Below are 19,235 nucleotides of genomic sequence, written 5' to 3'. Positions count from 1 at the left end.
CACCATGATGAGCAAGACGGTCTACACCTTCTGCCGGTACTGCCTGTCGTCGTGCGGCCTGGAGGTGACGGTCGACGACAACCGGGTCACCAAGATCGCCGCGGACAAACAGAACCCGCACAGCTGGCAGGACTTCTGCGCCAAGGGACGCACCGCACACCAACTCGTCGAACATCCGCGACGGATCCTTCACCCGATGCGCCGAGTCGGCGACTCCTACGTCGATGCCACCTGGGACGAGGCCATCAGCGACATCGCCGCCAGGATGAACGCCGCGATCGAGGCGGGTGGTCCCGACGCGGTCGGCGTCTATTACGGCAATCCATCGGGGTTTTCGTCGTCGAACATCATCTTCATGAACGGCTGGCTGGACGCGATCGGCACGCACAGCCGCTACTTCGTCGGCTCGGTCGACCAGAACGCGATGCACGTCGTGGCCGCCGCGATGTACGGGTCGATCCTGATGGCGCCCGTGTCCGATATCGACAACTGCGACTACTTCCTTCTGGTCGGCACCAACCCGGCGGTGAGCGCGTGGAACTGGCTGGAGACCGTACCCGGCGGGTGGCGGCGCGCGCTCGCACGTCAACAGCAGGGCGCCACGATCGTCGTGGTCGATCCGCTGCGCACCGAATCCGCCGAGAAGGCCGACGTGCACCTCGCGGTGCGGCCCGGACAGGACTGGGCGCTGTTGCTGGCGATGGTGAAGGTCATCCTCGACGAGGGCCGCGAACACCGCGGCGACTGCACCGAACTCGCCACCGGCGTGGACGATCTGCGCGCACTGGTCGCCGATGCGGATCTCGATGATCTGGCCGCCCGGTGCGACGTCGCACGCGACCGGATCGAGCAGGTCGCCCGCGACTTCGCCGCGGCGCGCGGAGCCATGGTGGTCACCCGGACCGGGGTCTCACTGCACCTGACCGGCACCGTCGCCGAGTGGCTGGGGCACGTGCTCAACGTGATCACCGGCCGCATGGACCGCCCCGGTGGGCGTCGCTACGAGCCCGGCTACGTCGACGCGATCCGGATGTCGGCGATGGTCAAGTCCAAGCCGCACCACAGCCGACTGCTGGGCCGCGAGATGGTCGCGGGCGCACACGCGCTCAGCGAATTGCCCGACGAGATCACCACTCCCGGCCGCGGCCAGATCCGGGCGATGCTGATCAACTGCGGCAATCCCGTGGTTTCCGGGCCCGACGGCGCCAAACTCGACCGCGCGCTGGCCGACCTCGACCTGCTCGTTGCCATCGACTTCGTCCAGCGCGAGAGCCACCGCCACGCGCACTGGCTGCTGCCGGCGGCCCACTGGCTCGAACGCAGTGACCTGCTCGCGTTCACCAGCAACATGCACGACGAGCCGTATCTGCATTACGGGGCCAAGGCCGTCGAGCCGCCGCCGGATGTCCGGGAGGAATGGCGCATCTTCACCGACCTGGCGATCGCGATGCGCAGACCTCTGTTCCGCGCCCGCGGCCTCAACGGGTTCATCACGGCGACGCGGGCGTTGGCTCGGCTGACCCGCAAGCCGAACCTGGAGTTCGGCCCGCACTGGATCGACCGGCTCGTGGTCGCAACCGGACGAAAGTTCAACGGACGCCGGATCAAATGGCGCGACGTCACATCACATCCGCACGGCTGGGTGTTGGGGCCTCGCGAATTCGGGCATTTTCGCGACGCGCTGCGAACCGACGACAAGAAGGTGCACGCCGCGCCGCCGGAGTTCGTCGCGCGGGCCCGCGAACTGCTCGCCGGACCGCATCCCGAGCCGCCCGTCGGCTATCCGTTCCAGCTGGCCAACCGCAGGCACCGGCACTCGATGAACTCGTGGCTCAACGACCTGCCCGGCCTGCATCCGGCTGGTAAGGGCAACGACGTCGTCATCCATCCGAAGGACGCCGCCGACTTGGGAGTGACCGACGGCGATCTGGTCAGCATCATCTCGCCCGTCGGCGCGATCGAGTTGAGGGCGGTGGTGAACGACCGGCCGCGACAGGGCGTGATCATCGTCGACCACGGCTGGGGCTCAAGGGTTTTCGATCCCCGTGGCCGCGCCGAGCCGATCTCCTACGGCGCCAACCGCAACCTGCTGATCAATGGCGGACCGGTGGATCCGCTGTCGCAGACGTCGGCCCTGAGTTCGGCCTTCGTCGCCGTGAAGCGGACGACGAGCTAGTGTCCAGATGTTCGCGCGCGTTCGGTGTGGTCCGTTTTTGGCTTCCTATGCTCGAGATTGCACACACGGCTGTGGTCGTTCTCTCAGATCAGCACAACCCTGAATGCAATCTCGGCGCTAGGACCATTTCGCGGACCAGCACCCCCTGGCCACGTGCGTGCGTACAAGCACCCCAGATGTTGCTGCCGAACTGATGAGTCCCCACACTAGAGCTCAGGTCCCTCGGCGCGTAAGTCGTCGACGTTGCGCATCGCCTCGCGCAACTTGTCCAGCCACTCCTCGGCATGCTCGCCGACCAGTCGCACCGACCACGCCAGCGCGTCCGAACGCGACCGCGCCACACCCGCGTCCACCAGCGTGTCGAGTACCTGCCGCTCGGGCTGGCGCAGCCGCGTCATGACCGGAACGGCCAAGTGCGTGAACAGGATTCGTTCGGCGGCTTCGCCAGCCCCCACCTCGACGCCCCACGCCACCTTGCGTCCGTAGCGCGACTCGGCTTCGTCGGCAATGCGCATCCGCTCGGGCCGGGTCTCTTCGCGGAACCGCGCAACCCGTCCGGATGCACGCGCCTCACTCTCGCCGCCCTCGGGTTCGGGCAGGCGACCGATGACAGTGATCTCCTCACGGTCGACGACCACGGTCGGATCACCGGCGAACCAGCCCTCGGGAAGCCTGCCGGCGAACCAGTCGGGCGCGTCGCCGGCGTCGGGTTGCGCAGCCTGTTGCCAGCCGCCCGGACGGCGCCGGCCATGGATGTTGTGTCTCATGATTACATGATTACACCGTTACACTCCGGCTGGCAGGGGTTCGCCTCAGAGCGAAACGTCCTTCTTGACCTCAACCGATGTTGAGCTGGTGCGCCGCAACGGGCAGTGGTGGCTCACGGCCGGACAGAACACGGTCGTCCGGCCGACGCCCATCGATCGGTTGGGCTAGTTGCGCTTGAGCAGCAGCGCAGCGCCGCCTGCCACCACCATGCCGATCAACAGCAGCACGGCCAGCGCCGGGCTGACCAGCCACCACACCAAACCCACCACGAGGAGCGCCGGCGACGCGACGAACAACACCATGCCCGGATGCTGCTTGATGACGGACACTGCGCTCTGCGCTCGCACCCGGTCAATTTCCTTTGCCATAGCCCAAGAATGCCAGCCGTCCGGTTAGTTTGGTGCCCATGACCGCACCGAACAATGGAAGCTGGCGCCCGGATCCCGAGGGCCGCTACGAGTACCGCTGGTGGGACGGGCAGCGCTGGACCGATCAGGTGTCGCATCAGGGCCAAGTCGGTCGGGCACCGCTGGGTGGCCCGCCGCCGGCCGCCGCGCAAGGCCATCCGCAGGGCTCGCCACCACCCCAGGCGAGCACGGTCGGCCAGCCCGGAGCGGACGGGTTCGCCGGCATCACCGGCGATCTCGTCGACGGCAGGTTCAGCGAGAAGGAAGCCAAGCCCATCGCGAACCAGAACACCAAACTGCTGCGGGTGCGCCTCGGCGAGCCGTTCATGGCGCGGCAGGGATCGATGGTCGCGTATCAGGGCAACGTGGACTTCGCGTTCGAGGGCGGCGGCGCGTCGAAGTTCCTCAAGAAGGCGCTGACCGGAGAAGGCTTGCCGCTCATGCGTTGTCAGGGACAGGGTGACGTGTTCCTCGCCGAGCGGGCCTACGACGTGCACCTGCTGAACCTGACCAATTCCGGCCTGTCGATCAGCGGCAAGAACGTGCTGGCGTTCTCGTCGAGCCTGGACTGGAACATCGAACGGGTGAAGGGCGGCAGCATCGCCACGGGCGGGCTGTTCAACACCACCCTGCGCGGAACCGGTTGGGTCGCGCTGACCACCGACGGTCCACCGGTCGTGCTCAACGCCGCCGAGGCGCCGACCTTCGCCGACACGAACGCGGTGGTGGCATGGTCGGCGAATCTGCAGACGCAGCTCAAGACGAGCTTCAAGGCGGGCGCGCTGATCGGACGAGGCTCCGGCGAGGCGGTTCAGGTGTCCTTCCACGGCCAGGGCTTCGTCATCGTTCAGCCCTCGGAAGGCGCCCCGCCGGTCGCGACGCAGTAGGTCAGAGTTCGAGCAACACGGTCACCGGGCCGTCGTTGACGAGATCGACGGTCATGTGCGCACCGAACACCCCGGTCTCGACATCGGCACCGAGCCCGCGCAGCGCGTCGGCGAAGGACGTGACGAGCGGTTCGGCCACGGCACGGGGCGCCGCCGCGTTCCACGCCGGGCGCCGGCCCTTCGCGGTGTTGGCGTAGAGCGTGAACTGGCTGACCACCAGGATTGGCGCGCCGACGTCGCTCGCCGACTTCTCGTCATCGAGAATCCGTAACTGCCAGAGTTTTTCGGCCATCCGCCGGGCCTTGGCGGCGTCGTCGTCGTGTGTGACGCCGACGAGCGCGAGCAGACCCTGACTCTCCGGCCGGATGGCGCCGACGACGTCGCCGTCCACCGTGACCGCGGCAGAGGTGACCCGCTGAACGAGAACCCGCATGGCTGCCGATGCTGCCACGCTCGCCGACACGGAGGCCTGGTAGGGCATACCCTACGGGGGTACAGTTCGCCCGCATGAAGCTGAACAGCATCGAGCGCGCGGTGATGAACAACCCCGTGCGGGCCGCACACCAGCACACCCGCGAGGCGGCATGGTTTCGAAGGTCACGGCCTTCGACCTCGACGACGCGATGCAAGACCTGATTGCATACCCCACGGGGGTATAGGTATGCTCGGGGTCATGACCACTACGACAGTCACCGTCACCGGCATGACCTGCGGGCATTGCGCGACATCCGTGCGTGAGGAGATCAGCGAGATCACGGGAGTGAGAAGCGTCGACGTGGACATCGCCAGCGGTGCGGTGACCATCGACAGCGTCGCCGCCGTCGAACCGGCCGAAATCAGAAGCGCCGTGGAAGAGGCCGGCTACCGGCTGGCGAGCTGATGAAAACCGGGCCACGGATCGCCGCCTTCCTCACCGCACTCGCGGTGGTGTTCGCGGTCGCGGTGTGGGTGGGCAAGTCGTTCGGACCGCAGGGCGATATCACGGTGCCCGCCCAGCCCGCCGGTCACGACGCCGGCACCGCTGCGCAACCGCCCGGCGGATTGCAGGCGAGCCAGCACGGCTACACCCTCGCGCTGGCTCAGTCGATTCTCTCCGCGGAGCCGGGTTCGCCGCTGCGGTTCCGCATCCTCGACGACGCCGGCGCGCCCGTGTCGCACTTCGAGGAGTCCCACGAAAAGTTGTTGCATCTGATCGTGGTTCGCAACGACTTGACCGCATTTCAGCATCTGCATCCGGTGCTCGACGACCGTGGAACGTGGAACGTTCCGGTCGATTTCAGCCGCGCGGGTGACTACCGGGTGTTCGCCGATTTCGTGCCCGCCGGCGGGCCCGCGCTCACCCTGAGCGCCAACGTGCACGTGCCCGGCCCGTACCAGCCGCGGCCGTTGCCCGCGGTCGACGCGTCGTCGACGGTCGACGACTACACCGTGACGCTGCGCGGCACACCGAAAGCCGGTGAGCCGTCGACTCTCGCGCTGACGGTCAACCGCAACGGCACCCCGGTCGACGATCTGCAACCGTACCTGGGCGCCTACGGTCATCTGGTGGCGTTGCGGGCGGCGGACCTCGCATACCTGCACGTGCATCCGATCGGAGAACCCGGCGACGGAGTCACGCCCGCAGGCCCGACCGTCGATTTCCACACCACGTTCCCCAGTGCGGGCGAGTACCGGCTGTTCTTGGACTTCAGGCACCGCGACGAGGTCCGCACGGCCGAGTTCACGGTGTCGGTCGACCCGTCCGGACAACAGCACTCCCCCACCCGAGAACACGGCGGAGTCGGCCATGGCCACTGACACGATCGAACTGTCGATCGATGGCATGACGTGTGCGTCGTGTGCGAACCGAATCGAGAAGAAGCTCAACAAGATCGACGGGGTGACGGCGACCGTCAACTTCGCGACCGAGAAGGCGCGCGTCGAGTACGGCGGGGACGTGACGCCCGACGCGTTGGTGGCCACCGTCGAAGAGGCCGGCTATCAGGCGCATCTGCCGGATGTGCAGGAGGCCGTCGCCGAAGACGACCCGACCGCCGCGTTGCGGCACCGTCTGCTCGTCTCGCTGGCGCTGACGGTTCCGGTGATCGCGATGGCGATGATCCCCGCGCTGCAGTTCACCAACTGGCAGTGGCTGTCGCTGACACTGGCGGCGCCGGTGGTGGTGTGGGGCGCGTGGCCGTTCCACCGCGCGGCGTGGGCGAACCTGCGGCACGGCAGCGCCACCATGGACACACTGATCTCGATGGGAACCGTTGCGGCCCTGGGCTGGTCGGTCTATGCGCTGTTCTGGGGCACGGCCGGCGCACCGGGGATGACGCATCCGTTCTCGCTGACCCTCTCGCGCACCGATGGCTCCGGCAGCGTCTACTTCGAGGTCGCCGCCGGGGTGACCACTTTCATCCTCGCCGGACGGTACTTCGAAGCCCGCTCGAAGCGGCGGGCCGGCGCGGCGCTACGCGCGCTGCTGGAGCTGGGCGCCAAAGACGTCGTGGTGCGTAGAGGCGGTGGAGAACAACGGATTCCGCTCGGCCAGCTGGCCGTTGACGACGAGTTCATCGTCCGGCCCGGCGAGAAGATCGCCACCGACGGCGTGGTGGTCGAGGGCGCTTCGGCGGTCGACGCGTCCATGCTCACCGGCGAGTCGGTGCCGGTCGAGGTCGGCCCCGGCGATGAGGTCGTCGGCGCAACGGTCAACGTCGACGGCCGGCTCGTGGTGCGGGCGCGGCGGATCGGCGCCGACACCCAGCTCGCTCAGATGGCGCGCCTCGTCGAGGACGCCCAGAACGGTAAGGCGCAGGCGCAGCGGCTGGCCGACCGGATCTCGGGTGTGTTCGTGCCGATCGTGATCGCCTTGGCGGTGGCGACCCTCGGCTTCTGGCTGGGCACAGGCGGATCGGTGGCGGCAGCCTTCACCGCGGCGGTGGCGGTGCTGATCATCGCGTGCCCTTGCGCGCTGGGGTTGGCCACACCGACCGCCCTGATGGTCGGCACCGGCCGCGGCGCGCAACTGGGCATCCTGATCAAGGGACCCGAGGTGCTGGAGTCGACGCGGCGCATCGACATGATCGTGTTGGACAAGACCGGAACGATCACCACCGGCAGGATGACCTTGATCGATGTCGTGACCGAAGACGAACAGCCCGACGAGGTACTGCGGATGGCAGGCGCGGTCGAGAACGGCTCGGAGCATCCGATCGCCAGGGCCATCGTGAAGGGCGCGCGGGAGAAGGTCGGTGATCTGCCGTCGGTCGAGGACTTCGCCAACCGACGCGGTCTGGGCGTGAGCGGGCTCGTCGAGGGCCGCGACGTCACAGTCGGACGGCAGCAGATGCTGACGTCGCACGAGTTCCCCGGCTCCTTGAAAGCGGCGGTCCGACAAGCGGAGTCGCAGGGCCGCACCGCCGTCGTCGTCGGCTGGGACGACACGATCCGTGGCGTGCTGGTGGTCGCCGATACGGTCAAACCGACGTCGGCCGAAGCGATCTCCCGGCTCCGCGCGCTGGGTTTGACGCCGATCATGGTGACCGGCGACAACGAGGCGGCAGCCCACACCATCGCCAGACACGTGGGTATCGACGACGTCATCGCCGAAGTGCTTCCGCAAGACAAGGTCGACGTCGTGAAGCGCCTGCAGGCCGATGGCAAGGTGGTGGCGATGGTGGGTGACGGCGTCAACGACGCGGCGGCGCTCGCGCAGGCCGACCTCGGGCTCGCGATGGGCAGCGGCACCGACGTCGCGATCGAGGCCAGCGACCTGACAGTGGTGCGCGACGATTTGAATGCGGTCCCCGATGCGATTCGCCTGTCCCGCAGGACCTTGGCGACGATCAAGGGAAACCTGTTCTGGGCCTTCGCCTACAACGTCGCAGCGCTTCCCCTGGCGGCGGCGGGTCTACTGAACCCGATGATCGCCGGCGCGGCGATGGCGTTCAGTTCGGTGTTCGTCGTCAGCAACAGCCTTCGGCTGCGCCGCTTCACCGCTACAGCGTCGCGTTGATCGGCCCCAGCATCTGACAGTTCGGCTCCAGCGCATCCTCGAAGACCTTGCCGCAGCCGCGTCCGCTCGCGATATAGGTCGCGCCCGGCCGATACGGCTCCAGGTACACCCGCGCGGCGGCCGGCCCCCTGGCCTGCGTGCACTGCCCCTGCGAATCGTGCCCGGCGATGTGGACACAGGCGACGCTGTACGCCGGCCGGAACGGAGCCCCACAAGCGTCGAACGAGACGGTCGCCGTCACCTTGCTCACGCCTCCGGTGTTCACGACTTGTGGCGGCGACAGCGTGTAACCGCACGCCGGGGGTGGCGGTTGGGCCTGCGCTGGGGCCAGGAGGCCGCAGGGCGCGACGAGTAGCGCGGTCAGCACAGCTTTGACGACCCGGCTCATGCCTGGATGGTAGATCACTGCCACGACCTCGGATCCGAAATGAGAGCGGTTGTCCCCTACGGTCCTTCGCTGTCTCTGGGGAGGTCCTCGGGGGTCTCTTCGGGGGCGAGGTACTTCTCGGGGTGGTGGTAGTTGTTCACCCGCGTTTGGCCGGTGTCGAGGTCGGGTGGGGGTAGCCATTCGATGCGCCCGTCGTCGCGGACCCGTGTCCTCCAGCCGCCGTTGGTGACGAGCCGGTTGTGCGGTCCGCAGGCGAGGGTCAGATCAGTGATGTCGGTGTTGCCGCCGTGGGCCCAGTCCGTGAGGGCGTGATGAACCTGACTCCAGTAGGCCGGCGCGGTACAGCCAGGTTTGGTGCAGCCGCCGTCGCGGTTGTGCAACACGATGCGCTGACCGGGGGTGGCCAAGCGTTTGGCCCGGCCCACATACATCGGGACCTCGCGGTGGTCTTCGTAGATCACCAGATAGTGGTCGCTGCTGGCGGCCATGCGGATCACATCAGCCATCGGCAACAAGGTTCCGCCCCCGGTGACCGCGAGCCCGGCCGCCGAGCGCAGTTCTCTGAGGGTGGTGGACACCACGATGGTCGACGGCATTCCGTTGTGCTGGCCCAATTGCCCGGAGGCCAGTAGCGCGCGGCACATGGCGGTGAGGGCATCGTGATTGCGCTGCCCCTGCGAGCGCCCGTCGCTGACCTGGTTCTCAGCACACGCGGGTTCATCGACGCATGGGTCGGGGTCATCGGGATTGCACATCCCCGGCGCGGCCTGCTTGGCCAAGACCGCGTCGAGCGCCGCGCGGGTCTCGGGATCGAGCAATCCGCGCAGGCGGCTCATCCCGTCGCGGCCCTGCGGGCCGATCTCGAGGTAGCGCTTGCGGGCACGCTCGCGCTCGGCCTCATCGGGCGGAACACCGTCCTCGTCGAGCAGCTGGGTCAGCCGGTCGGCGACTTTGCGCAACTCCTCGGGCCGCAAACCGCATCCGGCGCGCACCAGGTCGGCCTCCGCCAGTTCACGGGCCTGATAGTTCACATGCGCCGACAGGTGAATGAAGAATTCCTCGATGATGCGCACATGTTCCGCGCCCACCTCACCGCGAGCCTGCGCGGCAGCCGTGGTCTCCAGGACCGGGGCCAACGGCTCACCGGTCAACGCCCGCCGGGGACCCAACACCGCCGCCGCACCGATCCGCCGCTTGGCCTCCGCGCGCGAAATCCGCAAAGTCGTGGCCAACGCCTCCGGCCATGACGACGCCCCCAACGCCTTCGGGTCGTCGTCTGCCACCAACCGGGCAATGACCGCGTGATCGACAACGGGCAACGCGCTGAACAATCGCTCCCGTCTCGCGAGCAAGGCGACCAACTCAGCAGGTCTCAGCGCGTCCAGCGACACGTCGGCTGCTTTCTGCAGCGCCGACTCGAGCTCGTCGTAAACCGCGCGAACATCCTGTTGTGGCCAGCCCTCTTGGACCATATTCGAACAATAGTTCGAGTCACCGACAAGATCTGTCAGTCATCCGTCCTGCGCACTCGGAACAGCTTCACGTCGGACTTGAAACCCTTGAGGTGCCGCGCGCCGGCGAATGAGCACGCGAACCGCTCGTCGTCACAGATGGCGTCGCGGGTCGCTTCGGAGACCAGGACCGAACCCGGCCGCGCAGCACCGGTGATGCGGCTGGCGAGATTGACCGAGCTGCCGAACCAGTCGCCCGCCCGGCTCACCGCCATACCCGTCGCCACGCCCACGCGGAGGCGGGGAAAATCCTCGTCGTCGTCGGTCCGCTCGAGCAGCGTCAGCACGCCGTCCAACAACGGCACCGGTTCGGTGCTGACGAGCATCACCTCGTCGCCGATCGTCTTGACGAACCGCACCGGCGGCGCAGAAACCTCGTGCGCGAGATCGAAGAGCCGGTGGGCGAGCCGTTCGAGGTCTTCGGGAGGAACGGCCTCGCCGAGCCGGGTGAAGCCGACGAGATCGGCGAACGCGATCGTCACGAGCCGGGCACCGGGCAGCCGTTGACCCGCTGCCCGCTCGGAGGCCGTGATCGCCTCGGTCTCCATGAGATGGCGCAGGTGCAACCGCAACAAATCCTGGACCATCGGTCCGAGCAACGGGTCGGCGGTGCGCACGAGGGCTTCGGCGTTCTCGGCGATGACGAGTTCCGACGCGCTCGGGTCGAGAACCGAAGCCAACCCCGCGTAGCGCATCACCTCGGCCGCCTTGGCCAACCCGTCGGCGAGCACCCGGGTTATCTGAACGATCTGCTCAGGCAGGATGCCGATCTCGATGAACCGCTGCGCGAAGGCCGCGGCTTCGGCGTCGGCACGCAGGTGGACAGCCGCATCGGGGTCGTCGACGGTCGGCAAGCCCATCGCATGTTGGATGCGCTGCAACAGGTCGAGATCGATGCCGGTCTTCTCGCTGGTTTCTCTCGCGGAAACGTACACACCATCGTCACCGAGCACTCGACGCGCACCGAGCAGCATTGGCAGGTAGGCATTTCGGATCTCCTCGACCGAGATGCCCCTGCCCAACAGCCACGGAATCAGCTCGGCGCGTTCGGCGCGCGCCGCACCTTCGAGTCCGTCCAGCAACCCGGACGCGTCGGCGTCGAAGTCATCGGCCACCGGCTCAACGTATACCGCGTGCGATCATCGCAGCATGGGTTCGCCGGTGCTGCACGGGTTGCCGCCGATCGTCGCCGAAGGGGTGCGCACGTTGATCCTGGGCAACATGCCCAGCGTGATGTCGCTGGCCGCTGCGCAGTACTACGGAAATCCGCGCAATGCCTTCTGGCGCATCGTCGGTGAGGTTCTCGGATTCAGCGCGGACGCACCCTACGAGCAGCGGTGTGCCGCGTTGACGGCTCACCAGATCGCCGTCTGGGATGTGCTGCGGTCCTGCCGGCGCGAAGGCAGCCTGGATTCCGCGGTCAAGCCGGACAGCATGGTGCCGAACAACTTTCAGCGCTTCTTCGCCGAACATCCGGGCATCACGCTCGTGCTGTTCAACGGCGCCGCGGCGCAGAAGAACTTCACCAGACTCGTTTCCGCCGCACCTGACCTGCCCCACCGGCGACTGCCGTCGACCAGCCCGGCGCAGACCATGCGCTATGTGGACAAGCTCGCAATCTGGCGCGAAGCCATCACCGCACGCCGTTAGCCGAAGGACAAGGCGGACGGTGAGCGCCGCGGTCCGGCGGCTACCGTGGCGGGATGTCCTGTGTGTTCTGCGCCATCGTTGCCGGCGAGGCGCCGGCCATCCGCATCTACGAGGACGACGACTATCTCGCGATCCTCGACATCCGCCCCTTCACCCGCGGCCACACGCTGGTGATCCCCAAACGGCACACCGTCGACCTGACCGACACGCCGCCGGAGACCGTCTCGGCGATGGCGCGGATCGGTCAGCGCATCGCCCGGGCCGCGCGCAGGTCGGGGCTGCACGCGGACGGCAACAACGTGGTGATCAACGACGGCAAGTCCGCATTTCAATCGGTGTTCCACATTCATCTGCACGTGTTGCCCCGGCAGAGCGGCGACAAGCTGTCGTTCGCCAAGAACATGCTGCTGCGCCGCGACCCGGACCGAGAGGAATCCGGCCGCCTGCTGCGTGAGGCCCTGGCGCAACTGGACTCCGCTGCGCAAGACTGACGTCATGAGCATGCCCTGGTGGGAGAAGTACGTCGGATATCCGATGCTGTTACTGCACGACAGGCTCTACAAGGGCACCAACGGCCGGATCGGGCACACGATTCCGGGTGCGCCGCCGATGCTGATCCTGCACACGGTCGGCGCGAAAACCGGTCTGCAGCGGGCCAATTCGCTCGCCTATGTCCGCGACGGCGACGACTACCTCGTCGTCGCGTCCAAAGGTGGTGAACCGAAGGCACCGGGCTGGTACCACAATCTCAAGGCCAACCCGAACGTCGAGATCAACGTCGGACCCAAGCGCATCAAGGTGACGGCCACGCCGGTCACCCGCGACGATCCCGACTTTGCGCGGCTGTGGCAGATCGTCAACAACATGAAGGCCAACAAGGACCGCTACAACCAGTACCAGAAGCGCACCACGCGGCCGATCCCGGTGGTCAAGCTGACGCCGTAGAAGGCCCGCGCTCTCAGAACAGCTCCTTGGCCAACAATTCCAGCGTCTTCTCGCGCGCCGGCGCGGTCGCCGGATCGGTGCCGCGGCGTGCCGAGGCCACCGGATTGACCATGACCTCGTCGACTCCGAACTCGTCGGCCAGCGCGCGCATCTGATCGGCGGCCTCTGACGGATCGCCGACGACGGCGCGCCCGAACGCGGCTTCGGCGATTCGCTGTGCATGCGGCGCGAGTTCCTGCCGCTCGGCGTCCTCGACGAGATCCAGCGGGCCCAGCGGCTCGCCCGTTCGCAGCCGCGCCATCATCTGCAGGTTCGGCAACGCCAAAGCCGTTGCTTCTTGGCGTGTTTCGGCAACGACCGCGTTGACGGTGAGGAACGTGACGGGTTCGGATGCCAGCTCGCTGGGCCGGAACTCGGAGCGGTACACGGCCAACGCCTCCGCGGTGCCCTGGCCGGAGAAATGATGGGCGAACACGTAGGGCAGGCCCTTGGCTGCGGCCAGGTGCGCCGAGTACATCGACGAACCCAGGAGCCACAGTTTCGGTTCACTCACCGCCGCGGGCGTGGCCTTGAGGATGTAGCGCTGATTCGGGATCGGCACCCGCACACCGCGCGCACCCATCAGCGCGACGACGTCGTCGAGGTAGTCGGGAAAGGCCTCGATGTCACGATCGTCGCGGCCGGCGGCGCCGCGCAGCGCCATCGACGTCACCGGGTCGGATCCGGGTGCGCGGCCGATGCCCAGGTCGATCCGCCCGGGGTGGGCGGCCTCGAGCAGCGCGAACTGCTCGGCCACGGCCAACGGTGCGTGGTTGGGCAGCATCACCCCGCCGGACCCGAGCCGGAGCTGCTCGGTATGCGCGGCCAGGTGCGCGATGAGCACCGGCGGGCTGGTCGCCGCCACCGCGGGCATGTTGTGGTGCTCGGCTACCCAGTAGCGCGTGTAACCGAGGCGGTCGGCGGTCTGCGCCAACCGGGTCGACGCCGCCAGCGCGTCCGAGGTCGACTGGTCGGTGCGCACCGACACGAGATCGAGAACTGATAAGCGCATTTCAGTGTCAACACTGCCCTATGCGGATGGCTTCCCGCGGATCGGGTTGCTCCTGTAACAACTTCTTGATGGGCCCGAGCGCGCGTTCGACGCTGACGAAGCGCATCGCCAGCTCGCGGATCACCGTCAGGACGCGGCTGCGGTGGAACATCAGGTTCGCGAGTTGACGGGAATTGTCCTGCGCGGCCTCGACCCGCGGCCGCTGCAGGCGTTCGTATGCGCGCAAGAGCTCGGCAAGCGCTGAACCGCCCGATTGGCGCAGGATCGCGGCGAGCACCCAGGCCGACTCCATCGCCATCCCCGCACCGATACCGGCGGTCGGCAGGAACCCTGCGGCCGCGTCGCCGAGCAGGACCGTGCGCCCGGTGGTCCAATCGGGTGCGCGGCAGTCGGTGAGCGACCAGTAATAGGGGTCCGGGTCGTCCAGCACCGCCGTCAGTGCCCGTTGCAACCGTGGGCTGACATCTCTGAGCTGGCGGCGCGTCTTGGCGACGAACGACGCCGGGCCGGCGGCGGTGTCGGCCCGTGGGCCCCCGAAGAACACGCCGACTTCCCCCTTGACGGGATACAGACCGGCGAAATAGCCGGCGCCCCACCATTCTTCACCGAGATCGGAGTCAGCGTCTTCGGGCGCCCACACCACCCAGCCGCCCCATTTGGTGTCGACCACTTGAACCGACCGCTTCCCCAGCACGAATTGACGGGTGCCCGAATGTATTCCGTCGGCGATGATCACGAGATCGAAGTTCAACCGGTGCGAGCCGTCGGGCGTCGACACCGTCACCTCAACCTCATCGGGGCGTTCGATGAGGTCGGTAACCGTCGAACCGAACGTGGCCGCGCCGCCCTCGCCGGACAGCACGTCGATCAGCTCGCCACGCCCGATGCCGCGGTAGTCGCCGAAGCGGGCGAGAATCGCCGACATCGAGTCCTCACGCAGCTTGCGACCGGTGTGCCCGTGGACGGCGTACCGCCCGAGCGGGGTGCTGGCCGCCCGGTACGCCTCGTGCACACCGAGGTCGTCGAGCGCGGCGTCCACCATCGGCATCAACGCCAGCATGTAACCCTGGGCCGACGAACTCTCGGCGCGCTCGATCAGCACCGGGTGGCGGCCGTCGCGGCGCAGCAGTTGCGCGGCCGTGACCCCGGCGGTGCCGGCGCCGACCACCAAAACCCGCAGCGCGTCGGTGACCGCCTGTTCATATTGTTTTTCAAGGCTCGTCGGACTCAACATATTTTTCACCGTACCATTGTGTGGACCGGCCGGTCCACTTTGTTATCCTGAACCGTGACCTCGGGACGGATCGGACGCATGCCGGCAGCGCGACGGCAACGGCTCGTCGAGGTGGCCGCCACCGAATTCGGTTCTGCTGGTTACGAACAGGCGTCGCTCAACCGCATCATCGAGCGGTGCGGGATGAGTAAGAGCTCGTTCTACTATGTCCTGTCCTCGAAAGCCGAACTCTATGAATTCGTCGTGCGGGAATTGATCACGGATGTGGCGGCGGATATACCGGTCGTCGCGGCCGAAGAATTCGCCGGTGAGCAATTTTGGCCACGACTCGAACGGTTCTTCACCGACCTCGTGCTGGTCTCGCAACGGCAGCAGAAGTTCCTGCTGCTGGGGCGGATGTTCTACCTGCAGGCGCCCGACCCCGCCAGATCCGCGGTCAGCGGAGCGCTCGACGCCGTGCGGGACTGGGTGCAGGAGGTGTTGCGAATCGGCCGTCGATGTGGCGCGGTCCGCACCGACCTTCCCGAGCCGTTGCAGGCGGAGTTGATCTTCCGGATCCTGCAGGTGTTCGACGAATGGACGCTCGCCCATTACGACGACTTTCCCGTCACGGCCCTACCGGAGCTGGCCGACGCGCAGTTCGCGACTATCCGGCGGACGCTCGCGCCTTAGCCTGCCGGAACACATCGTCGAACATCTGCGGCGTCAGCTTGCCCGTGAACGTGTTCTGCTGGCTGGGGTGATAGCAGCCGATCAGCGCGACGTCGCCGAGCTCGGCGGCGGCGCCGTGGCCGAACTTCGGCGCGGGTGTCGGCACCGTCACGCCGCCGGTGCGCAGCATCTGCAGCGCCGCGCGCCACGCGAACCCGCCGAGCGCCACGACCACCCGCACGTACGGCGCCGTCAGCCGCCATTCGGCGTCCAGCCACGGGGCGCACGTCGCGCGCTCGGCCGGTGTCGGCGCATTGCCCGGCGGTGCGCAACGCACCGACGCGGCCACCCGGGTTTCGTTGAGCACCAAGCCGTCTCCGGCGTCCACGCAGACCGATTGATTGGCGAGGCCCACCCGGTGCAGCGCCGCGTACAGAAAGTCGCCGGACCGGTCGCCGGTGAACACCCTGCCCGTCCGGTTCGCACCGTGCGCCGCGGGCGCCAACCCGACGATGAACACGCTGGGCCGGGCCGCTCCCCAGCCGGGCGCCGGACGGCCCCAATACGGTTCGTCGGCATACGACTTGCGCTTGACGACGGCGACCTCCTCGCGCCACTCCACCAAGCGCGGACAGGCCCGGCACACCGACACCGCGGCGTCGAGCTCGTCGAGCGACCGCACCGCCGCGGCCATCGACGTCACGTGCGCGGCCGTCGACGCCACCGCGGTGTGCGGCGTCGCCGGATCGCCGGGCCAGCCCGAGCCGGGAGGCACCGGCGAGGCGAACCGCGCACCGGTCCGTGGGTGAGGCAGCTGCACGCCCACCACTTTGCCCGCGCGCAAAATTCGGATGCCGGTCGGCCCCGGCCGCTGCTACATTCTGCGGCGGTAACCATGACGCACAGCAGGCGCGGCCCCCTTCTGTTGATCCTGTTCGCCGCGCTGATGGCCGGTGCAGGCAACGGCATATCGCTGATCGCGTTTCCGTGGCTGGTGTTGCAGCGCAACGGCTCTGCGCTGGAGGCCTCGATCGTGGCGATGGCGGGCACGCTGCCGTTGCTGATCGCGACGCTGATCGCCGGCGCCGCGGTCGACTATCTGGGCCGACGACTGGTCTCGATGATCTCCGATGCGTTGTCCGCGCTGTCGGTGGCCGCGGTCCCGGTACTGGCGCTGACCTTTGGCGTGGAGGCCGTCAACGTCGCGGTGCTCGCGGTGCTGGCCGGGCTGGGCGCCTTCTTCGACCCGGCGGGGATGACCGCGCGCGAGACGATGTTGCCCGAGGCGGCGACCCGCGCCGGGTGGACGCTGGACCGCGCCAACAGCGTCTACGAGGCCGTGTTCAACCTGGCCTACATCGTCGGTCCCGGCATCGGCGGCCTGCTGATCGCGACGCTGGGCGGCATCAACACCATGTGGGTCACCGCGCTGGCCTTCGGGTTGTCGATCGTCGCGATCGGCCTCCTGCGACTGGAGGGCACCGGCAGGCCCGACCGCGCCTCGCTGCCCGACGGGGTGTGGGCGGGCATCGTCGAGGGCCTGCGGTTCGTCTGGCACAACAAGGTGTTGCGCACGCTGGCGTTCGTCGACCTGGCGGCCACCGGCCTGTACATGCCGATGGAGAGCGTGCTGTTCCCGAAGTACTTCACCGACCGCAACGAACCGGCGCATCTCGGTTGGGTGTTGATGGCGTTGAGCGTCGGCGGTCTGGTGGGTGCGCTCGGTTACGCGGTGTCGTCGAAGTACGTGAGCCGGCGGGTGACCATGCTGGCCGCCGTGCTGACGCTGGGGGTCGCGATGACGGTCATCGCGTTCCTGCCGCCGCTGCCGGTCATCCTTGTGCTGTCGGCGATCGTCGGGCTGGTCTACGGGCCGATCGCCCCGATCTACAACTACGTCATGCAGACGCGGGCGCCGCAGCATCTTCGCGGCCGGGTGGTCGGGGTGATGGGATCGCTGGCCTACGCCGCCGGGCCGCTGGGGTTGATCGTGGCGGGCCCACTGGCCGACGCCGCCGGCTTGCACGTGACCTTCCTGGCGCTGGCACTGCCCATGCTGCTGCTCGGAATCGTCGCGGTGTTCCTGTCGGCGTTACGCGAACTCGACCGGCCGCCGACGGTCTGACCGCTCAACGCTCCCATCGCGGCCGGGTCGCAACCGCACAGGCTGCTCGTACGATTGGCGTGTGGAGTCCACCCTGGCCGATCTCATCGACGCGCTGTCCGAGGGTGGCGTCGTCACCGATCCGGACATCCTGGGGTCCTACCGGCATGACCGGGCCTTCGACCCGACCGCGGGCACACCGCTCGCGGTGGTTCGGCCCCGCAGCACCGAGGACGTGCAAGCCGTGCTGCGCTGGGCCACCGCCCACAAGGTCGCGGTGGTGCCGCGCGGGATGGGCACCGGCCTGTCCGGCGGCGCGTCGGCCCTCGACGGCGCCATCGTGCTGACCACCGAGAAGATGCGCGACATCACCGTCGACCCGGTGACCCGCACCGCCGTCGTCCAGCCCGGTCTGCTCAACGCGGAAGTCAAGAAGGCGGTGGCGGAGTTCGGGCTGTGGTATCCGCCGGACCCATCGTCGTTCGAGATCTGCAGCATCGGCGGCAACGTCGCCACCAACGCCGGCGGCCTGTGCTGCGTGAAGTACGGCGTCACAACGGATTACGTGCTCGGACTACAGGTAGTACTGGCCGATGGCACCGCGGTGCGACTCGGCGGTCCGCGGCTCAAGGACGTCGCCGGGCTCCCGTTGACCAAGTTGTTCGTCGGCAGCGAGGGCACGCTCGGCGTGGTCACCGAGGCGACGCTGAAACTGCTGCCGGCACAGTCGGCGGCGTGCACGGTGGTGGCGAGCTTCGACTCGGTCGAGGCGGCCGCGACGGCCGTCGTCGCGATCACGTCCAAAATCCGGCCCTCGATGCTGGAATTCATGGACTCGGCGGCCATCAACGCCGTCGAGGACAAGCTGAAGATGGGCCTGGATCGCTCCGCCGCCGCGATGCTGGTGGCCGCCTCCGATGACCGTGGCCCATCCGGCGCCGAGGATGCCCGGTTCATGGCCGATGTCTTCACCGAGCACGGCGCCAAGGAGGTGTTCTCGACATCGGACCCCGACGAGGGCGAGGCGTTCGTGGCCGCCCGGCGGTTCTGCATTCCCGCCGTCGAGTTGAAGGGCTCGCTATTACTCGAGGACGTCGGAGTTCCGTTGCCCGCGTTGGCTGATCTGGTCGGCGGCGTGGCGAAGATCGCGGCGAATCACGAACTGCTGATCTCGGTGATCGCGCACGCCGGCGACGGCAACACGCATCCGCTGATCGTCTACGACCCCGCCGATGCCGCGATGACCGAACGCGCGCACCGGGCGTTCGGCGAGATCATGGATCTGGCCGTCGGCCTCGGCGGCACGATCACCGGCGAACACGGCGTCGGCCGGCTCAAGCGGCCGTGGCTGGCCGGGCAGATCGGCCCCGAGGCGATGGAACTCAACCGGCGGATAAAGCAGGCGCTGGACCCGGACGGGATTCTGAACCCGGGCGCGGCTTTTTAGTTGTCTTAGTTGTCGCGAG

Annotated in this window: 20 protein-coding genes and 1 pseudogene; 12 read left to right on the top strand and 9 right to left on the bottom strand. The window is 67.9% G+C overall.

From position 1 onward, the window contains the following. The first annotated feature begins 7 nt into the window (after positions 1-7). The gene (locus AU188_RS04645) at positions 8-2,176 is read left to right on the top strand and encodes a molybdopterin-containing oxidoreductase family protein (protein WP_082686490.1); all 2,169 of its coding nucleotides are present in this window, start codon (positions 8-10) and stop codon (positions 2,174-2,176) included. Between the two features lie 206 nt (positions 2,177-2,382). Here AU188_RS04645 and abmR read toward each other — a convergent pair whose 3' ends face one another. Both abmR and AU188_RS04635 read right to left on the bottom strand, forming a co-directional pair. Beyond that, positions 2,383-2,943: an ATP-binding transcription factor AbmR gene (abmR, locus tag AU188_RS04640; RefSeq protein WP_059162557.1), complete on the bottom strand. Its 561-nt coding sequence runs from the start codon at positions 2,941-2,943 to the stop codon at positions 2,383-2,385. Between the two features lie 165 nt (positions 2,944-3,108). Next, complete coding sequence (locus tag AU188_RS04635; RefSeq protein ID WP_059162556.1) at positions 3,109-3,312, bottom strand: hypothetical protein; 204 nt, start codon at positions 3,310-3,312, stop codon at positions 3,109-3,111. Between the two features lie 38 nt (positions 3,313-3,350). Between AU188_RS04635 and AU188_RS04630 the strand changes: the two genes are divergently transcribed. After that, positions 3,351-4,238 carry an AIM24 family protein gene (locus AU188_RS04630; RefSeq protein WP_059162555.1) on the top strand — a complete coding sequence of 296 codons (888 nt, stop codon included), beginning with the start codon at positions 3,351-3,353 and terminating at the stop codon, positions 4,236-4,238. Position 4,239: 1 nt separating this feature from the next. Here the strand turns inward: AU188_RS04630 and dtd are convergent, their stop codons facing one another. Beyond that, the gene (gene dtd, locus AU188_RS04625) at positions 4,240-4,671 is read right to left on the bottom strand and encodes a D-aminoacyl-tRNA deacylase (RefSeq protein WP_059162554.1); all 432 of its coding nucleotides are present in this window, start codon (positions 4,669-4,671) and stop codon (positions 4,240-4,242) included. Between the two features lie 74 nt (positions 4,672-4,745). Here dtd and AU188_RS25215 point away from each other — a divergent pair. From AU188_RS25215 to AU188_RS04610, 4 genes and pseudogenes are all read left to right on the top strand, one after another. Then, positions 4,746-4,835 (top strand): annotated as a pseudogene (locus tag AU188_RS25215) (methyltransferase type 11); the annotation flags it as partial. 76 nt (positions 4,836-4,911) lie between these two features. Continuing rightward, entirely contained in the window at positions 4,912-5,118 is a 207-nt protein-coding gene (locus AU188_RS04620; RefSeq protein ID WP_059162638.1) for a heavy-metal-associated domain-containing protein, read from the top strand. Beyond that, positions 5,118-6,035: a DUF8832 domain-containing protein gene (locus tag AU188_RS04615; RefSeq protein WP_059162553.1), complete on the top strand. Its 918-nt coding sequence runs from the start codon at positions 5,118-5,120 to the stop codon at positions 6,033-6,035. The genes AU188_RS04620 and AU188_RS04615 overlap by 1 nt, the downstream gene beginning before the upstream one ends. Further along, positions 6,025-8,235, top strand: a complete 2,211-nt coding sequence (locus tag AU188_RS04610; protein WP_059162552.1) for a heavy metal translocating P-type ATPase — start codon at positions 6,025-6,027, stop codon at positions 8,233-8,235. Before AU188_RS04615 ends, AU188_RS04610 begins: the two co-directional genes overlap by 11 nt. On the opposite strand, the gene AU188_RS04605 is transcribed toward AU188_RS04610, so the two are convergent. The 3 genes from AU188_RS04605 to AU188_RS04595 are packed head-to-tail and all read right to left on the bottom strand — an operon-like array spanning position 8,219 to position 11,249. After that, complete coding sequence (locus AU188_RS04605; protein ID WP_059162551.1) at positions 8,219-8,623, bottom strand: hypothetical protein; 405 nt, start codon at positions 8,621-8,623, stop codon at positions 8,219-8,221. The genes AU188_RS04610 and AU188_RS04605 overlap by 17 nt on opposite strands. A gap of 56 nt (positions 8,624-8,679) precedes the next feature. Next, entirely contained in the window at positions 8,680-10,095 is a 1,416-nt protein-coding gene (locus AU188_RS04600; protein ID WP_059162550.1) for an HNH endonuclease signature motif containing protein, read from the bottom strand. 35 nt (positions 10,096-10,130) lie between these two features. Continuing rightward, on the bottom strand, positions 10,131-11,249 hold the full coding sequence (locus AU188_RS04595; RefSeq protein ID WP_059162549.1) for an adenylate/guanylate cyclase domain-containing protein: 1,119 nt from the start codon (positions 11,247-11,249) through the stop codon (positions 10,131-10,133). A 34-nt stretch (positions 11,250-11,283) separates the two neighbouring features. On the opposite strand from AU188_RS04595, the gene AU188_RS04590 reads away from it, so the two are divergent. The 3 genes from AU188_RS04590 to AU188_RS04580 are packed head-to-tail and all read left to right on the top strand — an operon-like array spanning position 11,284 to position 12,729. Next, entirely contained in the window at positions 11,284-11,784 is a 501-nt protein-coding gene (locus AU188_RS04590) for a DNA-deoxyinosine glycosylase (RefSeq protein WP_059162548.1), read from the top strand. A gap of 53 nt (positions 11,785-11,837) precedes the next feature. Continuing rightward, positions 11,838-12,275, top strand: a complete 438-nt coding sequence (locus AU188_RS04585) for an HIT family protein (protein WP_059162547.1) — start codon at positions 11,838-11,840, stop codon at positions 12,273-12,275. Between the two features lie 10 nt (positions 12,276-12,285). Further along, positions 12,286-12,729: a nitroreductase family deazaflavin-dependent oxidoreductase gene (locus AU188_RS04580; RefSeq protein ID WP_082686489.1), complete on the top strand. Its 444-nt coding sequence runs from the start codon at positions 12,286-12,288 to the stop codon at positions 12,727-12,729. A 13-nt stretch (positions 12,730-12,742) separates the two neighbouring features. On the opposite strand, the gene AU188_RS04575 is transcribed toward AU188_RS04580, so the two are convergent. Both AU188_RS04575 and AU188_RS04570 read right to left on the bottom strand, forming a co-directional pair. Beyond that, a complete protein-coding gene (locus tag AU188_RS04575; RefSeq protein WP_059162545.1) occupies positions 12,743-13,780 on the bottom strand; it encodes an LLM class flavin-dependent oxidoreductase in 1,038 nt (345 codons plus the stop codon). 7 nt (positions 13,781-13,787) lie between these two features. Continuing rightward, positions 13,788-15,014, bottom strand: a complete 1,227-nt coding sequence (locus AU188_RS04570) for an FAD-dependent oxidoreductase (protein ID WP_059162544.1) — start codon at positions 15,012-15,014, stop codon at positions 13,788-13,790. A 78-nt stretch (positions 15,015-15,092) separates the two neighbouring features. On the opposite strand from AU188_RS04570, the gene AU188_RS04565 reads away from it, so the two are divergent. Next, positions 15,093-15,686, top strand: coding sequence for a TetR/AcrR family transcriptional regulator (locus AU188_RS04565; RefSeq protein ID WP_059162543.1), 594 nt, complete (start codon positions 15,093-15,095; stop codon positions 15,684-15,686). On the opposite strand, the gene AU188_RS04560 is transcribed toward AU188_RS04565, so the two are convergent. Beyond that, positions 15,661-16,485: a uracil-DNA glycosylase gene (locus AU188_RS04560; RefSeq protein ID WP_059162637.1), complete on the bottom strand. Its 825-nt coding sequence runs from the start codon at positions 16,483-16,485 to the stop codon at positions 15,661-15,663. The genes AU188_RS04565 and AU188_RS04560 overlap by 26 nt on opposite strands. A 75-nt stretch (positions 16,486-16,560) precedes the next feature. Between AU188_RS04560 and tap the strand changes: the two genes are divergently transcribed. Together tap and AU188_RS04550 are read left to right on the top strand one after the other, a co-directional pair. Then, positions 16,561-17,790: a multidrug efflux MFS transporter Tap gene (gene tap, locus AU188_RS04555; protein ID WP_059162542.1), complete on the top strand. Its 1,230-nt coding sequence runs from the start codon at positions 16,561-16,563 to the stop codon at positions 17,788-17,790. A 61-nt stretch (positions 17,791-17,851) separates the two neighbouring features. After that, positions 17,852-19,216, top strand: a complete 1,365-nt coding sequence (locus AU188_RS04550) for an FAD-binding oxidoreductase (RefSeq protein ID WP_059162541.1) — start codon at positions 17,852-17,854, stop codon at positions 19,214-19,216. Positions 19,217-19,235 lie beyond the last annotated feature (19 nt).

It is taken from the genome of Mycobacterium sp. IS-3022 (assembly GCF_001500065.1).
Taxonomy (GTDB): Bacteria; Actinomycetota; Actinomycetes; order Mycobacteriales; family Mycobacteriaceae; genus Mycobacterium.
The sequence above is the reverse complement of the archived record's forward strand: the minus strand, read 5'-3'. Positions and strand labels throughout refer to the sequence as shown.

Excerpts from the sequence above, each read along its gene's own strand:
- dtd (WP_059162554.1), bottom strand. The coding sequence starts at position 4,671 with ATGCGGGTTCTCGTTCAGCGGGTCACCTCTGCCGCGGTCACGGTGGAC.
- AU188_RS04630 (WP_059162555.1), top strand. The coding sequence starts at position 3,351 with ATGACCGCACCGAACAATGGAAGCTGGCGCCCGGATCCCGAGGGCCGC.
- AU188_RS04635 (WP_059162556.1), bottom strand. The coding sequence starts at position 3,312 with ATGGCAAAGGAAATTGACCGGGTGCGAGCGCAGAGCGCAGTGTCCGTC.
- AU188_RS04575 (WP_059162545.1), bottom strand. The coding sequence starts at position 13,780 with ATGCGCTTATCAGTTCTCGATCTCGTGTCGGTGCGCACCGACCAGTCG.
- AU188_RS04565 (WP_059162543.1), top strand. The coding sequence starts at position 15,093 with ATGCCGGCAGCGCGACGGCAACGGCTCGTCGAGGTGGCCGCCACCGAA.
- AU188_RS04580 (WP_082686489.1), top strand. The coding sequence starts at position 12,286 with ATGCCCTGGTGGGAGAAGTACGTCGGATATCCGATGCTGTTACTGCAC.
- AU188_RS04590 (WP_059162548.1), top strand. The coding sequence starts at position 11,284 with ATGGGTTCGCCGGTGCTGCACGGGTTGCCGCCGATCGTCGCCGAAGGG.
- AU188_RS04600 (WP_059162550.1), bottom strand. The coding sequence starts at position 10,095 with ATGGTCCAAGAGGGCTGGCCACAACAGGATGTTCGCGCGGTTTACGAC.
- AU188_RS04605 (WP_059162551.1), bottom strand. The coding sequence starts at position 8,623 with ATGAGCCGGGTCGTCAAAGCTGTGCTGACCGCGCTACTCGTCGCGCCC.
- AU188_RS04585 (WP_059162547.1), top strand. The coding sequence starts at position 11,838 with ATGTCCTGTGTGTTCTGCGCCATCGTTGCCGGCGAGGCGCCGGCCATC.
- tap (WP_059162542.1), top strand. The coding sequence starts at position 16,561 with ATGACGCACAGCAGGCGCGGCCCCCTTCTGTTGATCCTGTTCGCCGCG.
- AU188_RS04610 (WP_059162552.1), top strand. The coding sequence starts at position 6,025 with ATGGCCACTGACACGATCGAACTGTCGATCGATGGCATGACGTGTGCG.
- AU188_RS04620 (WP_059162638.1), top strand. The coding sequence starts at position 4,912 with ATGACCACTACGACAGTCACCGTCACCGGCATGACCTGCGGGCATTGC.
- AU188_RS04645 (WP_082686490.1), top strand. The coding sequence starts at position 8 with ATGAGCAAGACGGTCTACACCTTCTGCCGGTACTGCCTGTCGTCGTGC.
- abmR (WP_059162557.1), bottom strand. The coding sequence starts at position 2,943 with ATGAGACACAACATCCATGGCCGGCGCCGTCCGGGCGGCTGGCAACAG.
- AU188_RS04615 (WP_059162553.1), top strand. The coding sequence starts at position 5,118 with ATGAAAACCGGGCCACGGATCGCCGCCTTCCTCACCGCACTCGCGGTG.
- AU188_RS04570 (WP_059162544.1), bottom strand. The coding sequence starts at position 15,014 with ATGTTGAGTCCGACGAGCCTTGAAAAACAATATGAACAGGCGGTCACC.